Origin of the sequence: Sphingobacterium kyonggiense, assembly GCF_039536825.1 — a bacterium.
GTDB classification, from domain to species: domain Bacteria; phylum Bacteroidota; class Bacteroidia; order Sphingobacteriales; family Sphingobacteriaceae; genus Sphingobacterium; species Sphingobacterium kyonggiense.
In genome coordinates this window covers 126,964-143,031 of record NZ_BAAAZI010000007.1, presented here as the reverse complement: position 1 = coordinate 143,031, position 16,068 = coordinate 126,964, and the positions used below count along the sequence as shown (strand labels likewise).

At 36.2% G+C, this 16,068-nt stretch carries 10 protein-coding genes; 2 read left to right on the top strand and 8 right to left on the bottom strand.

Features of this window, described 5'->3' with window-relative positions; genetic code table 11:
- Positions 1-6: 6 nt before the first annotated feature.
- From ABD676_RS09415 to kduI, 5 genes are all read right to left on the bottom strand, one after another.
- Complete coding sequence (locus ABD676_RS09415) at positions 7-2,985, bottom strand: SusC/RagA family TonB-linked outer membrane protein (protein ID WP_344674417.1); 2,979 nt, start codon at positions 2,983-2,985, stop codon at positions 7-9.
- Between the two features lie 931 nt (positions 2,986-3,916).
- Positions 3,917-5,137, bottom strand: a complete 1,221-nt coding sequence (locus ABD676_RS09410; RefSeq protein WP_344674416.1) for a glycoside hydrolase family 88 protein — start codon at positions 5,135-5,137, stop codon at positions 3,917-3,919.
- Positions 5,138-5,203: 66 nt separating this feature from the next.
- Entirely contained in the window at positions 5,204-5,974 is a 771-nt protein-coding gene (locus tag ABD676_RS09405) for an SDR family NAD(P)-dependent oxidoreductase (RefSeq protein WP_344674415.1), read from the bottom strand.
- A 9-nt stretch (positions 5,975-5,983) separates the two neighbouring features.
- The gene (locus ABD676_RS09400) at positions 5,984-7,135 is read right to left on the bottom strand and encodes a DUF4861 family protein (protein ID WP_344674414.1); all 1,152 of its coding nucleotides are present in this window, start codon (positions 7,133-7,135) and stop codon (positions 5,984-5,986) included.
- Positions 7,113-7,958, bottom strand: a complete 846-nt coding sequence (gene kduI, locus ABD676_RS09395) for a 5-dehydro-4-deoxy-D-glucuronate isomerase (protein ID WP_344674413.1) — start codon at positions 7,956-7,958, stop codon at positions 7,113-7,115. Before kduI ends, ABD676_RS09400 begins: the two co-directional genes overlap by 23 nt.
- Before the next feature lie 305 nt (positions 7,959-8,263).
- Between kduI and ABD676_RS09390 the strand changes: the two genes are divergently transcribed.
- Positions 8,264-9,838: an MFS transporter gene (locus tag ABD676_RS09390; protein ID WP_344674412.1), complete on the top strand. Its 1,575-nt coding sequence runs from the start codon at positions 8,264-8,266 to the stop codon at positions 9,836-9,838.
- Here ABD676_RS09390 and ABD676_RS09385 read toward each other — a convergent pair.
- The 3 genes from ABD676_RS09385 to ABD676_RS09375 form a co-directional block, all read right to left on the bottom strand.
- The gene (locus ABD676_RS09385; RefSeq protein ID WP_425565283.1) at positions 9,825-10,850 is read right to left on the bottom strand and encodes a LacI family DNA-binding transcriptional regulator; all 1,026 of its coding nucleotides are present in this window, start codon (positions 10,848-10,850) and stop codon (positions 9,825-9,827) included. The two genes, ABD676_RS09390 and ABD676_RS09385, sit on opposite strands and share 14 nt — an antisense overlap.
- 718 nt (positions 10,851-11,568) lie before the next feature.
- Positions 11,569-13,338: a hypothetical protein gene (locus ABD676_RS09380; protein ID WP_344674410.1), complete on the bottom strand. Its 1,770-nt coding sequence runs from the start codon at positions 13,336-13,338 to the stop codon at positions 11,569-11,571.
- A 10-nt stretch (positions 13,339-13,348) separates the two neighbouring features.
- Positions 13,349-13,519 carry a hypothetical protein gene (locus tag ABD676_RS09375; protein WP_344674409.1) on the bottom strand — a complete coding sequence of 57 codons (171 nt, stop codon included), beginning with the start codon at positions 13,517-13,519 and terminating at the stop codon, positions 13,349-13,351.
- Positions 13,520-14,224: 705 nt separating this feature from the next.
- Between ABD676_RS09375 and ABD676_RS09370 the strand changes: the two genes are divergently transcribed.
- Complete coding sequence (locus tag ABD676_RS09370; RefSeq protein WP_344674408.1) at positions 14,225-15,709, top strand: TlpA family protein disulfide reductase; 1,485 nt, start codon at positions 14,225-14,227, stop codon at positions 15,707-15,709.
- Positions 15,710-16,068: the final 359 nt, after the last annotated feature.

Sequence of the window (16,068 nt, the reverse complement as noted above, 5' to 3'; positions counted from 1 at the left end):
TTATTCTTATAAATCCAGTTTCAATCCCAAAACAAATGTTCTTGGAATAGTCAAATTCGCGCCATCATATACACCGTTGAAATTGCTTAATTCAGGATCTACACCTGAGAACTTCGATAGGGTCCATACGTTTTGGGCTGTAGCATATAGATAAACTCGTCTGAAGTTTCCTGCTGAATTCTTTAGGAATGGCATATTTTTGAAATCATAACCTAAAGTGATGGAACGAAGCTTTAAGTACGACGCATCTTCCAAGAATAAATCTTGATCTAAGCGGTACGGGCTAACATCACTCCAAGGATTATAAATCGGGTAGCTTAATTCCTTATCTGAAGTTTGCCATGAGGATACTTCTTTTACAGCTGTGATATCATTTCCAGATTCACGGTTAATGAAGTCATACTTAGTCGATTGGTATTGATTTAAGATCTTATGTCCAGTCGCAAAGAAGAAATGGAAGTTTAAATCAAAGTTTTTGTAAGAGAATGTATTGCTCCAGCCTCCAATCAAAGTAGGAATACGATTTCCCTCTAAGACTTTGTCATTATTGTCTACACGATTGTCGTTATTTAGGTCTTGCCATCTTGGGTCACCGGCAAACATAGGAATTCCGTGGAAAGTATGTCCGTTTGGAACTTCTGAATCACTATTGTAAATACCTTGGTTCTTATAGATCCAGTAACTCGTTATAGGTTTACCAACTTCTAACTTGTTATCGCCATTGATAAGCTCAGTTAAGCCATCAGGTAATGCTGTAACTTCGTTTTTGTTGTAGTTTAAATTGATGGAAGAGTTCCATCTTAACTTATCTTGGTTTTGTAAAATTTGTCCATTCAGTAAGAATTCTAATCCTTTATTATTGACTTCCATTCCTGTTTTGTAGTTCAAGCTATAACCTGACTCCAATGGAACTGGCACTCCAACCAACTGATTTTTGTCATTTCTGTTGTATAAAGAAATAGCGGCATTCATGCGGTTGTTAAAAAACGTTCCATCTAAGCTGATATTGGTTCTATCTGCATATGGAAGTTTAATTCCATAACCAATAAATCCACTGTTATAAGGTCTATTAATTCCTACTAAACCTCCATATCCTGGAATAGTTGGCTCTTCATACCAACCACTTTCTGTGCGGTATTGCGGACCTGCAGCATAACGGTCATCCAAGAAAATACGGATATTGCGGCCCCAACCTGCATTTAAACTTAATTGATTGAAGAAAGTGTTGTCCTTTAAGAATTGCTCTTTTAGATTATAGGTTGCACTCACTGCTGGAGTAGTTAACCAACGGCTATCAGGCTGACCATTTGAGCTTCCATCACGACGGATTAATGCATTGATGCTAAATAAATCCTTGTATTTGTATCTCGCTGAGCCATAGAAAGAAAGTAGGTTGTTTACCTCTTTGTCAATGTAACGGAATACATAGAAGTTACCTGCATTTAAGGCATTTAAGTAACCGTCTCCAGGTTCTCCCGGATTCACGAATACCAATTTTACATAATCATTTGGCCCATTATAAGCACGAGCATAATTATATTTGTATGTGTCGCCTTGATAAACATGTCCTGCTTCTAAATCCAAGCTATGATCTTCATTGAATTCAAAATCATATCCGATGGTATTCTGGAAAATTAAACGTTGATTATAACCGAAATAAGTTGAGATATAACTTACGCCATCCATTAATGTTGAAGGTGTAAAGTAATCCCGAACTCCCTCATTATAATCGAAAATCAAGCTTGATGCTAGTGTTAGTTTGTCAAGCTTAGAACTTAAAGTCACGTTTCCATTTAAGGTAGTGGTACGGTTATTATCGACATTTTTCTTGCTCTCATCTAAGTAAACTCCAAAGTTGTCTTTGTTAGGGGAGAGCGGAGTGGATAAATCTGGTATATAACGTGTTTCTGCAAATCTATCGCGCAAGGATTTATTACGGGTTCTATCCAAGCGTACTGCATTGACATTACTTGATACGGTTAACCAAGAAAATGGTGCCATGTTGATTCCGAAAAACACATTGTATCGATCAATGTTTGTATCATCGGCATTTCCAGCGTTTTTAGTTCCTGAACCAAAAAAGCGGAAGTTAGCACGATCATTTCCACCGGTAATACCTAAATCCGCCGAAAAGGTAGGCGTATTTTTGTAATACAAATCGTTCCAATTAGAAGGACCAAAATAGGCTAGATTTGTTGAGTCACGTAAATACAAGGAGTAATTATCATATTGTTCCTTGCTGGCGTACTGTTGATAGAATGGTCTTCTGAAATTATTTTCATGTTCACCATTTACGGTATATACTTTCGGTGCTGTCACATACCCGAAGTAACTATTCAAGCTGATATCACGAACGCCTGCTTTGGCATTCTTTGTCGTGATATAAACCGCTCCATTCGCTGCATTTGGACCCAATTTCGCCAATTCGAATGGATCTTTTACTACAACTATAGATTGAATGTTACTGATGTTGACTTGTGCCAATAAGTTGTTGGCAGGACCAACACGGTTGTAATCATACTTCTGAACATCAAATGCAAAAGGATTATCCTGTACTAGAGGGACACCATTCAGGTATACCGCAGGTTGTAATGCATAGATGTCTTTTTTCGAGAACAAGATGCCCGATGGGCCTTGAATAATCATGCTTTGTTCAGTCCCCGGTTCTCCATTCGGTTCTTGAACATAAAGTCCAGCTAAATGACCCTTGACAATCTGTTGTAATGACAAATTCGGAACAGCAATCGCCTCCCGAATGTTAATACTATCTTTAGCTGTTTTGAACTTTTGTAAGGCCTTCATCATCTGGCCTATGGTGTCTGTTTTTGCATTGTATTTGGATGTGTCAATAGCTGATGTCTCCAAGGTGGATCTATACGTACTATTTGAACTCCGAAAAATTGGTTTGTCTGCAGCATGCGTATGTGCGAGACCTCCAACTGCTAAAAACAAGGCAATAGAAAGACTTATGGAAGTTTTTACCATTTTTTCCAGTTTATGTATTGTTAATAAATTGTAGATCTTACCAGTAGTTAGGTTGTTACTCTGGTAACTTTAGGTTTGTTCTTTATCCAGTTGGCTCTCTTTCTTGGTTTTTCTTCATAATGTGCTTTTAAATTAGTTTTGGTTATTTGTTTTGTTTATTTGTTTAAAGGTCTAAGAAGTCGTGTTAAGAGCAAGTAAAATAAAATGGGTTTAGGTTGAGTGTTTAAATTACTTCTTAGGAACCTTATTTCTTATTCGGTATTATGTTTCTTGTTTTTTCGTGGTTATTTATTTCGGTTAGTTGCTTAAATCCTTCGTTTTAATCTCTCTTTTTAATACAATTTTTCTATTGCAATTCTTTAATCAAGTTATTAAAGCCTTCGGTGATTTTTCAATTTTTCCAGGTTAGCTTTAGGTCGAAAATTCGGTCCAAATCTTTAGGCTTCTTAGACAAGTATACTATAAGTTATACATAAATACCTAAAATTTTAGCAACGAAATCGTTTGCGTAAAATAACGCAAACGATTGCTTGACTATGTATGACATAATATTGTAACGTGTAAAAGCTATCAATTCTAAGAAAATTTTTTTTGTTGAAATTGCTAGAATTACTAGTGAATTATAGTAGATGAGTTATAAAAGTTTATTCCCAATATTGTTATTTTAATTGTAGGTGAGTTAAGCTATGTTTTGATTCTGTCTTTGGGAAATATATTTAATCAGTAATTTTACCCAATTAGTTCAAAATTTAGAGAGCAATTAGAGCACTAAATTGGCTGAATTTTTATTGAAAAAGAGTAAGGAAATTTTAGCAAAATAGAAGTCTTTGTCCAGTTTTGGAGTATGGATTAAGCACAAAAAAGGAAGGCTTTTGCCTTCCTTTGTTTTAAGATTTTTTTAAGTATCTCAATTCCCCTAAAAGCAAATGAGTTATTTCAATAATTCCTTATACCTCAATAAGGCTTCCACATAATAATAATCGGCATAGCTCAATGGTACATCCACCTCAGAATTTAGAGGTAAAGCACCGACACTATGCTTCAATAAGAAGCCACCATTCTCACCTTTTTTCGCAAAGTAAGCATCGGAGGAAAGGTTTTTAATAATGGTTTCAGCGGCTTGTAAATAGTGCTTAGCCTGTTTTGGTTTACTGTATTCAGCTAGCTCAACCAACGCAGAGGCGTATAAGGCTGCAGCTGAAGCATCTCTTAAATCTTTATTTTTATACATTTTGTTGTCACTGGATATTTTATCCTTGTCAAAATCCCAATATGGAATTAAATCCTCAGGTAGATTAGGATTACTCAAAATATAATTAGCAACCTCTTGAGCTCTTTTTAAGTATGGTTTCTTTTTAGTTTCTCTATACATCATCGTAAATCCGTATAAAGCCCAACCTTGTCCTCTAGACCAAGCTGATTCATCAAAAGCTCCTTGATGCGTTTTTTTAGCATGTACTTCTCCGGTATTCGGATCATAGTCTATGACGTGGTAGGAACTGAAATCCTTGCGGAAATGATTTTTAAGCGTCTTATCTGCATGCGTAACGGCAATATCATAATATTTTTGGTCGCCACTTAGCTTGCTGCTTTGAGTCAAGAACTCCAAGTTCATCATATTGTCGATAATCACAGGATATTTCCATGGGCCATGATCCCATGAACGAATAACTTGGGTTTTCGTACTAAAACGAGAGGCTAGGGATGCAGCACCATTTAATAAGATGGGTTTATATTGCGCAGTATCCTTCGTTAATCTTAAGGCATTGCCAAAACTGCAATACAGCATAAATCCTAAATCGTGCGTTCCTTTATTAAATTGTTCTTTCTCAAGATACTTTAATTTTTCCTGGGCGAGCTTTAATAATGATGCATCATGAGTGCCTTCAGAAAGTAGGAGTAGGGTTCCTGGGTAAAATCCAGAACACCACCAACTGGAACTGGAGAATACGTTTTTCCCATTGCGGAAAGTTTGCGGGAATTTATCAACTGGAGTGACTGCAGCTAAGGTTTTGATCTGTTCTGCAGATTTAACTAATTGTTGATCGATAAAGGTTTTATCGAGTGCATATTTTGCCTGTTTTTGTGCATAAATAGGTTGTGTGCAACCTGCTAATGCCAAAAAGAGCATAATCTGTTTTATCTTTTTCATGTGGATTATAAAAGGTAATTATTTTATTTATTTCATTTTTAGGATATTGAATCAGGGTTATGCGATTTAACGACCCATCCAACCTCCATCTACGGTTAGTATCGTACCGTGAACATAATTTGAGGCCTCCGATGCCAAGAAAACTATGGGGCCTTTAAAATCTTCTGGATTTCCCCAGCGTGCTGCTGGTATTCGACTTAATATACTGGCTGAACGATCTTCATCGGCTCGTAATGCTTCCGTATTATCTGTCGCGATATAACCAGGAGCTATGGCATTAACATTTACACCTTGCGCTGCCCATTCATTTGCAAATGCCTTCGTCAAAGAAGCGATTGCCCCCTTTGAGGCTGCATAGCCTGGAACATTTATTCCTCCTTGAAAGGATAATAGGGAAGCTGTAAAAATAATCTTTCCCGATTTTCTACTTAGCATTTCCTTACCTATTTCTCTTGTAAGGATAAATTGTGCTGTTTGATTGATTTCGATGACCTCATCCCAATAATTGTCAGAATGATGTGCCGCAGGATCCCTTAATATGGTGCCAGCGTTATTAACTAAAATGTCGATTTTAGGATGATCCTTTTTTACTTGGTCTATAAAAGCATAAAGATTTGCTCTTTTGGAAAAGTCGCATTGGTAAGCCCAAAATTTACGACCTCGAGCTAAGATGGCTTTTTCGACCGCAGAGTCTTTTAATTCCAAACTTGCAGATACCGCAATGATATCAGCACCAGCCTCCGCTAATGCTTCTGCCATTCCTTTTCCAATGCCTCTTTTACTGCCCGTTACCAAGGCTGTTTTTCCTTGTAAATCGAATAATGATAAGGTATTCATGGTTGATTGTTATTTTATTTTTACTCGAATAGCTTCTTTTCTTGAACGCGCAAATTGATCTACATATTCAAACCAAGTATTACTATCCGTTATTTTACCTTCTTTGTCCCATGCCGCTCCAGAATAATAGGTTATTGGAGTCTTGTTGGAAACAACAATTCTATTTAAGAATTGAAGAGGTGAATTAATAAAGTTACTTTTTATTTTGCTTGGATAAACTATTGCAGTAGCCGTATGGCCATTTTTATTCATATTAGGTTCCCAATAGGCCAAATAATTATTTTTGTCCCCTAACAGAAAAATTGGCTCTTTTTCTTTTCGTTTTACAAGACCAATAACAATTGCTGTAGATGATTTGTCCTTGTTGTTGACTTCAATTTGTATTCGATTAAATCTACTATTTGCATCTAGGCTTATAGTCTTCTTTAGCTGAATTCGTTGACCTTGATAATTCTCCTCCGGATAAGTCAATTCAAATGTCGTCCTCAAAGGACCATTATCTAAAATTTTATGTGTTCGATAATGCTTACCGTAAATTATGGAATCCTGCAAGTAAACGGCTACATCTCCTAATCCTAGACTTTTTCCCACACTATAATAATCCAAACCTTCACCATGATCCTGGTGGTAATCTTCCGATTTATACCATTTGTTTATGATGAGATTAGGAGTCCGCTTAGCCCAAAAGTCTATACCTTGTGCATCATCAGGTCTACCTTCTAAGGCAGGGCCATAAATGCGAAAAGCTACAACATTATTTTCCCAAGCAAAATCATCAAATCGTTCAGGAACTTTCCTAGCGTAGGTCATTGGCGGGTATGAGGTACTTTCTGAAAAGTCTGGGTGCAATTCCAATTTTCCTTTTGCAGGGATATTCACCAGAATCAAAACATTTTGAACATTGCTTTCTCCTAATCGCTCCAACTGATGTGGATAGAAATTTCCTTTGTCATCTTTAATTTGGAAATTGCTATCTAAACCAAATGCCTGACTATACTTTTTATATGGAATAGAAATCAGTTCTTCCCGACTCGCATTTGTAGGATTATGTAAGGCGATTTTCTTCTGGGCTTGTACATCCTTGGTTAGAAATAAAATTAGGCACAAAGCTGCTACAGAGCATATCCGATTTTTGATTTTATTTAATGGCAGAAATCTCATATTTGTCCATATCATCATAATCTAAATTTTCACCTGCCATTCCCCAAATGAACGAGTAATTACTTGTGCCGGCACCAGAATGAATGGACCAAGGTGGAGAAAGCACCGCCTCTTCATTTTTTACCCAAATATGGCGTGTTTCTTCAATGGTTCCCATAAAGTGGGACACTGCTTGACTTGAATCCAATTCAAAGTAAAGGTATGCCTCCATTCTGCGATCATGGGTATGTACAGGCATGGTATTCCAAACTGAACCTAAATCCAATTCGGTTAATCCCATTTGAAGCTGACAGGTGTCAATGTTTTTATGTAATAAAATCTGGTTTATTGTTCTCTTATTGGCATTTTCCACTGTCCCAAGACGTATTTGATTAGCCTCCTGCTTGGTGACTTTTCGTGTTGGGTATGCTTGATGAGCAGGGGTAGAGTTCAAGTAAAATTTGGCAGGATTCGTAGCATCCTTACTACTAAATTGAACACTTTTTGCACCTTTACCTATATAAAGCGCATCTTTAAAAGCAATTTCATATTCCTCTCCATCAACAATGATTTTCCCATTTCCACCGATATTGATAATGCCCATTTCTCTTCTGTCTAAGAAGTTTGGCATTTTCAATAACTCGTCAATGGTTTCCAAGGTGATAGCCGTCTCTATGGGTTGACATCCACCCACCATAAAACGGTCATAATGGCTATATGTAAAGCTAATTTTACCTGGCTGAAATAAATTCTCAATAAGAAAATTATCTCTTAGTCCCTTTGTATCTAGGTTTTTGGTTTCATTAGGTCCCAGGGCGTACCTATTTTCAAAATTTAATGTCATAATTCTAAATATAGGAGGCTTTATGATGCAAATGGTACAATAACTACGAAAACGATTTCGAGCAATTAGATCGCTTTAAATCACGGTTTCTATGAACCTTCGAAAACGATTGAGTAAAAAGTATTAGTAGATTCAAATTGTAATGTATATTATTGAACATATTATAAACCGTATCGTTCCCTAAAAACTAGAAATTCCTATGATTTAAGGTGTAATGAGACTTATCATTCATGAAAATATTATTTCAAAAAATGAGGGATGCGGATGCTTTTTAACCATAAAATAAGGATGTACATCCGAACCATATGATATCAGATAAAATCAGTAAATACCGTTGGAACATCTGTGCGTTGCTTTTCTTTGCTACGACCATCAATTATTTAGATAGACAAGTACTTTCCTTAACCTGGAAAGATTTTATAGCCGTAGAATATCATTGGACTAATGAGGATTATGGTGATATTGCCGCCCTTTTCTCTATTTTTTATGCTGTCTCCATGCTATTTGCAGGCCGTATAATTGATAGATTAGGTACGAAGGTAGGTTTTATGTGGGCCATCGGTATCTGGTCAGTAGGAGCGATCTTACATGCCTTCTCAGGGATGGTTACATCGGGTATTCTCACAGGGCAATGGTTAGTGGGTTTTAAAGAAGCTGCTGATATTATCAGTACCGTTGCGAATATATCCAGCGTCGTTTCGGTGAGTGTAACCTTTTTCATTATCGCTCGATTGATTTTAGCTATTGGAGAAGCAGGGAATTTTCCGGCTGCCATAAAGGTTACTGCGGAATATTTTCCGAAGAAAGATCGTGCGTTCGCGACCAGTATTTTCAATTCTGGAGCAACCATAGGAGCACTGGTGGCACCTTTGACCATTCCTACGATTGCCAAGTACTATGGGTGGGAGATGTCATTTGTCATTATTGGCGCCTTAGGCTTTGTCTGGATGATTTTCTGGAAATTTATGTACGACAGGCCCGAAAACCATAAACGGGTGAATGCAGAGGAGCTAAAGTATATCCTTCAAGATGAAGAAACAGAAACAGCAAACCCAGAAAAGGTTATTCCCATAAAAACTGAGAAGGTGACTTTTGGCAGTGTTCTAAAGCACCGGCCAGCTTGGGCGTTTGCACTTGGTAAATTTTTGACCGATGGTGTATGGTGGTTTTATTTGTTTTGGATGCCTGCCTATTTAAGTTCTGTTTATGGCATTAAATCCTCTGACTTTGAAGGTCAAATTGCTTTGTTCGTCCTTTATCTGATTACTTTGTTATCCATAATTGGAGGATGGATGCCTACCTATTTTGTCGAGAAAAAAGGTATGGATCCCTATGCAGGACGTATGCGTGCTATGTTAATCTTTGCTTTTTTTGCCTTAGTTGTACTTTTTGCTCAACCCTTCGGACATATATCATTTTGGATTCCTGTATTGTGTATCGGTGTAGCGGGTGCTGCTCACCAAGCTTGGTCTGCTAACTTGTTCTCAACAGTAGGTGATATGTTTCCAAAACGTGCCGTGGCGACTGTTACAGGTATTGGTGGTCTTGCTGGTGGTATCGGTGCTTACCTCATCAATAAGATATCTGGCGGATTATTCGATTTCGCAGAGAAAAATTGGACCAGTGTAGATGGTCAAAAACTAATTCAAGCTTACCCACAAATTGCAAATGCTGAGCAAGCTAAATCCCTATTCCAAAGTCATCATGTAAGTAATTTGGACGAATTCTTAAAACTACTCGAAAAACAAGGCACACTTGTGCAAAATGGTATTGAAAAAGGATATATGATCATTTTTACCATTTGTGCCGTAGCCTATTTAATGGCTTGGGTCGTTATGAAATTGCTCGTACCGAAAATGAAAACAGTTAATCTGAAGTAGAATTGCGTAAGATTAATTCGGTCTCCAAATAAAGGGTATCAAAATCATCCATATCCGAATTTTTGTGATTGATTAATTCCAATAATTTTTCAACTGCTTGATAGCCCATGGCATTTGCTGGTTGAAAAATAGAGGATAAAGACGGATTTAATGATTCGGCATATTCGGTATTTGCAAATCCAATGACGCTTACATCTTCTGGTACACGGTAGCCTAATTTTGCAAGTATCCCTAAGGTGTTAACAGTCAATGTGTCTGTAATACCTAAAATACCAATCGGGTTTTTATAATCTTTCATTTTACGTTCTAAAATAATGGAAAGATTTTTCACCATATCCTTGGTGTGCTGTCCATATTCTACATTGATCACATTGGCCGGATTATATTCAATATAATTTGCCAATAGTGCTTTTTTATAACCTGAAAGCCTTTTTTGGTTAACCCCAATATTTTTTCCTGTAATCGCTACGATCTCTTTCCTACCTTTTTCTATAAGATGTTGGGTAGCTAGAAATGCTCCTTTTTCGCTGTTTACACCTATCCTATGCGTAGGTACATCAAAGTCGATACGGTCAACAAGAACAGTAGGTATTTGCTTGATCATTTTATGCAGGAATTGTTCATTGGTATTTGCACTGGCCGAAATGATAATTCCGTCAATGTTTTGCTGTACCATAGAATTAACTGCCTCTTCCTCCAATTTGGTATTCTCACTGCTTTGCATGAAAATCAAATTTAGATTATGGTCAACTGCAGCTTGCTGTGCACCCTCTAAAATCTGGGTTTGAAAAGGATTTGTAATAAAGGGAATGATCAAACCTAAGGTATTGCTTCTGCCAGTTTTGAGGTTTTTTGCAACGATGTTAGGTCTATAATTCAGCTCATTTACTAATTCTTTTACTTTCTGTTTTGTTTCGTTACTGATTTCGTGGCTGTCATTGATGGCCTTTGAAACAGTAGATATTGATAGATTTAACTGTTTAGCTAATTCTTTTAAGGTGATATTTTTCATGCTTGAAAAAATAATCGTCAAAATGAAAAGCTCTTCCTGAAGCTCATTCCGTTGGCTTCAATCCGAATGTTTGTTTTTAAATAGGGCCTGGAAATCTTACTATATCATTGTGATATTACCTGATGGCGTGATTTATTGTTTCTTGTGGAAATACCGTGATTTATTTAGTTGTTTTCTTTCAGACGAAATAAATATACAAATTCATCCTACTAAACAAGAATTTTCGTTAATCCTTAAACTACTATTTGTTTTGGAAAGCCTTCAAAACAATACGCAAATCTCTAGGTTCAATGTTTAAACATGGATTTACTGGAGTTTAGTTAAGAAGTTGTCTGTACTATTAATCTTTGGGGATAATAGGGCTTTTCTAGTACTTTTCTAGGGGTTTTATTCGATACTCTAACGGATCTCCTTCGGAACTTGTTCGGATCTCCTTCGGATCTCGTTCGGTTAGAAGCGAACGAGATCCGAAGGAGATCCCTATCAGATCCTTAGAAATTCCCTAAGAGTATCGAAGCGAAGTCAAGCCAAACCCCAGTTAAATACAAATGAAATTTGAAAGAAAGGGGAGGTTGAAGTTCTGTTTTCAAGTCTTTTTTGTTTCCAAATAAAAAGTGTTGCTTTTCCGGAAAACACTATCAAAATTAATAAACGAAAAAAGGCTATGAATTTTCGCCATAGCCTTTTTTTTCACTTTAAGTTCGGTTGTGTGTTTTCTTTATTGATATAAAGATGTTCTCACACAACGAATACTTGCTGCCGTATGACTACCTTGATCAACCACACTAATATTCCATGCTGGACTGCCAATTGGCCAAAAATTGTTTCCTACAATATATAACAGACTTCCGATTTGGCCAGCTCCATCGCCTGGATTCCGATCAGACCAGTAATAGCCATTGTTTGTGGTGACAACTAAATCTGCATTATTTATATAGCCGTTACGCTCAAAAATAACATAAGGAGAATCAAAAGGATAAGATGCGTTACTACCATTATACGCACCTACCACATGGGTAATACCTTTAAAATAATCGCCATTATAATTTCCTAAAGGTTTTGGTACCGAATTAACGAATTCTGTAAAGTTTTCATGACTTGTTTTTTTCCAAGCTCCCTTTGGTAAAACTTCAGAACAGGGATCACCTAGGGGATAAATTGTTTGATTGGTTCTGTCGTTTGCTGGCCGGTTGGCGTAGGTGTCTGGTTTTTTATGATTTTTCATAAACATATCCCTATTTGGAACTTTATTTAACCGAGGTACGTGACTGTTGTTTGGTGGACTCCCGATTTGTGTTGTTTGTCTATGAAAACGATATGGATTACGTGCATTATCTCCTTCGTAATACAGGTTCGCGCGAGCCCACTTTGTTGTACCAGTCCCCGATCTTACAGAAGATTCAATAAAAATAAAATTGATGATGGTGTTTCCTCCGATAGTGGTGACAATGTTATTCGGTCCAGTGCCAATTACCGAAAACACTTTGTTGTCAAGTTCTTCATAGGTAATGTTTTTTCCATCATATGTCGTGTAATCTAAGCTGGTGTAACTTACTTTTACAGATCCAAAAGTTTTAGCTTCGGAAGAATAAAAATAAAAAGTTTGTCTATCCAAATAACCAGCTTCAGGGAATGTTGGAGTTACCGCTGGAGCATAATTTTGATGACTTCCAGAAACAAAATTTCCAGTTGTGAGATTCAGCTTTCCTTTTCTAAAGGTAGGGCTTGAACCAGTAAGACCTAAATTGAAATCATAGCTTGCCATGCTGTTGACAAAGAGACCTCTATAATCAATATTTACTTGCATTCGAGCTAGCTTATGTTGGAATGTGATGCCTAGCCTTTGATTGGTAGTTGCTGTACTTGCTAATATTTCGCCCTTTGCCCAAAGCAGGTCTTTGTTATCACTCATGACTTCAAGGTTGTCTCCTGAGCGGATGTCAGGAACATCGTTGTTTGATGTTGTGTTATTAGAGTAGGCATACCAATCATAGCTGTAATAATTGTAGATTCCAATAGTGTCTTGATTGGACGTTGAATTAGAAGAAAATACCTTGGTTTGCCAGTGACCAGTTGTTCTATTGCGTAGATAAACTCGGTATTTAACCCCTGTATTCATGGGTGTACTTGCTTTAATTGAATTCTTTTTATCCGATAATTGATTGCTGTTTTGCGCCTTTTTATCCATCGAATTACTAGTAGGTAAATTCGGGTTTTTTACAAAAGTAGCGACTTCGAAATCCTGATTTTGAAAATTCCCAGTTAAAGTACCTAGCGCTTCATAAGGGTTTGTCGAATTTCTATTTGAGGCTTTAAGGCCAAGTTCATGGTCTTGTAGTTCACCTTCAATGCTTGAAGAAAATGATAGACCTATTAAATCTCCTTTGGGAATTACACCTCTATTTCCATTTTCTTTTTTACAGGAGCAGGTAAATAAAATAAAAAAGCAAGTATAAATCGCTATTTGGTTTATTGTGTTTGATTTCATATTAGGTAGATTAAAATTCAAAGCCATTAGTTTCTGTGTCAGGAGTCGTCCAATCCTCTACTTCTGGTGTATAATCCGTGTTTTTGCCCCCAGAAACAGAAATCTTTGACCCTGCTGCCAATGAGTCTTCCAAATAAATTTTTACTAATACTATTTCAGGTCTAATGTATTTTTCTTTCATTTTTTTATTGGATGGTTTTTTAATGTGACCAAAACCCTGGTTACATTGTTAGTGATGATACCTTTATTTTTTTTACAAAATTATATAATATTAACTCATGTAACAGTTTGTTTTATAAACTTGTAAGCAAATAATTACATTTTAATTGCTTTTTACACTTGATTTTGATGTTTTTTAATGAAAAAATTTCACATTGGATAAAAATTATAGAATTTTAATATCTGTTTAAACATATGGTAGGGGCTTTTTTATCTGCTTTATTAAAATTTGAAATAAAGTAATTTCATGTTTTTTTAACCGTATTATTTTATGTAACAAAAGGTATGGGTAGGGAAATCAATTTGTTAGAAAAACACCTTTAATAGTTGATTGAGCCTTATATTATGTATATTTTTATTATTTAAATTTTACATAAAGTATCTTTGTTTATTAATAATTTTAATAAATATTCTTTAGGTTTTGCTTTAGGATAAGTTATGTTTTAGCGAGGTTTTGAAGGAGAGATAGCCAAATTCTGAAATGGTATTAATAGTTTAAAAATAACAATTTGATTAATAAATATATTTAAATCAGAAATATTATTATAATTATGGTTAATCGTTGATGTTTCGTTTTAAAAATTAATAGATTGTGTAACAAATTAATGGTCGGTTAATAATAGTCATTGGAAGTTTCTACATTTGATGCTTTTAAAATTATAAACTGATGATTACAAAATTTATGAAGCCCTTGGCCTTTGTACCAATGCTGTTAGGGGTTAACTTGTTGTCTGGGCAGGAGCTCACGAACAAGAACTTGCCGGTGACTGAGTTAATGCCTCAGATTGCGAATTTGTATAACCAGCGTTCAGATCCAGCGAAGTCTGCTTCTTTGATGAAGGAATTACAGGCAATGCGTGTAAATGCGAACGAAGAATATGTTAATTATGCTGCTATGTTGTATAAGAAGCTAGGACAGGATGCGACTGCTGATTCTGTTAAAGCTGAGCTTCTTCAGCGTTTTCCAAAAGGCATTCAAGCTCGAGCGGCTTATTTGAAAGAAATAGAACCTAAAAGGAAGACCTTAGGTGGAGCTGACTTAGAGAATGAGTACCGAAAGTTTTTAACTACATTCCCTCGAAATACCTTTGCAGAAGGTGCAAAACAGCATCCCTATGACTTGTTTGCAGCAGATGTGATCCGTAAATATGTGAGTGAAGGGAATTATGGGAAGATAGATGAGATTTTAAAGGATTTTGAAGGTAGAACCAATGCAGAGGTTTTTCTTAGAATCCAAGCAACAAGTGCTTTGTTAAGAAAAAACGAGGATAAAGAAGCATTGCGCATTTCCCAGGTTGCTTATGATATTGCAAGCGGGAAAACGGGTAAGGCCAATGAAACGGTGTTTTTGGGTAGCGCTTTATCAGTTTATTCACAGGCTTTAATGCGCAACAATAGACCAGAAGAGGCTTTGGCAAGAGTAGAGGATATGAAGAATATGGGTCAGGGTATGGGTTCTTGGGCAACTAATGAGACGATTTTTAAATCTCTAGCTCAATTAAATCGCAATGAAGAGGCCTTTAAGTTTTTGGATGAGGTGTTGAAAGGGTCTACTGGTGATAATGCAGCATACTTTGCTATGTTAGAGCCGGTGTATAAAAAATTGTATCCAAATAAAGCTTTTAGTGAATACACGGACGCTTTGAAAGCGAATGCGGAAGTGAATAAACTTGCTGCGGTAAAGGCATCTATGGTTGATGAGGTGGCTCCTGATTTCACCTTGGTTGATTTAAGTGGTAAAGAGGTTTCGCTTTCTGCTTACAAAGGAAAGATTGTCGTATTGGATTTCTGGGCAACTTGGTGTGTTCCATGTATCGCTTCATTCCCTGGAATGCAGGCAGCAGTAGATAAATATAAAAATGATTCAGATGTTGTTTTTCTTTTTATAAATACTTCTGAATCTGATGCTAATTATAAAAAGAATGTAGAAGCATTAATGACTAAAAATAATTATTCCTTCCATGTTTTGTTGGATAACAAAGAGTTTAAAAAACCGAATGTTGGAAATCTTTATGGAGTGCAGGCTTTGCCGACCAAAGTCATGATTGATAAAAATGGAAAAATTCGTTTCAAATATTCGGGATCAACTTCAGACGTGAAAAGTGTCGTGTCAGAAACAGACGCCAAAATCAATATTTTAAAAGCGATTTAAAGTTTAAATCGTTGTTAAGTTGAAAAAGAGCGCCCTTTATGGGTGCTCTTTTTATTTGTTGCTAGGTGGATGTCCAAGAATTAGAATTGAAATTTTCGAATATGTCCACTTATGGATTCTGGACTTGTTTTTTATGAGGTATCCGAAGGGCTTGAATTGCTAAATGTTTATGAGAAATAGTAATAGATGGGTGGTTTTTAGTAGGCTTTTGGATTTTGATATTTAATAAAATCAAGTTCAATCCTTTTATAAATAAATAATTAGTATTTAATTAACCTAATATTAGTGTTTTATTGCGCTTAGATTAACAATGTTGTATAAATTTGCTTTTAACACCTTTTTCTGATAAAAATTCTTTT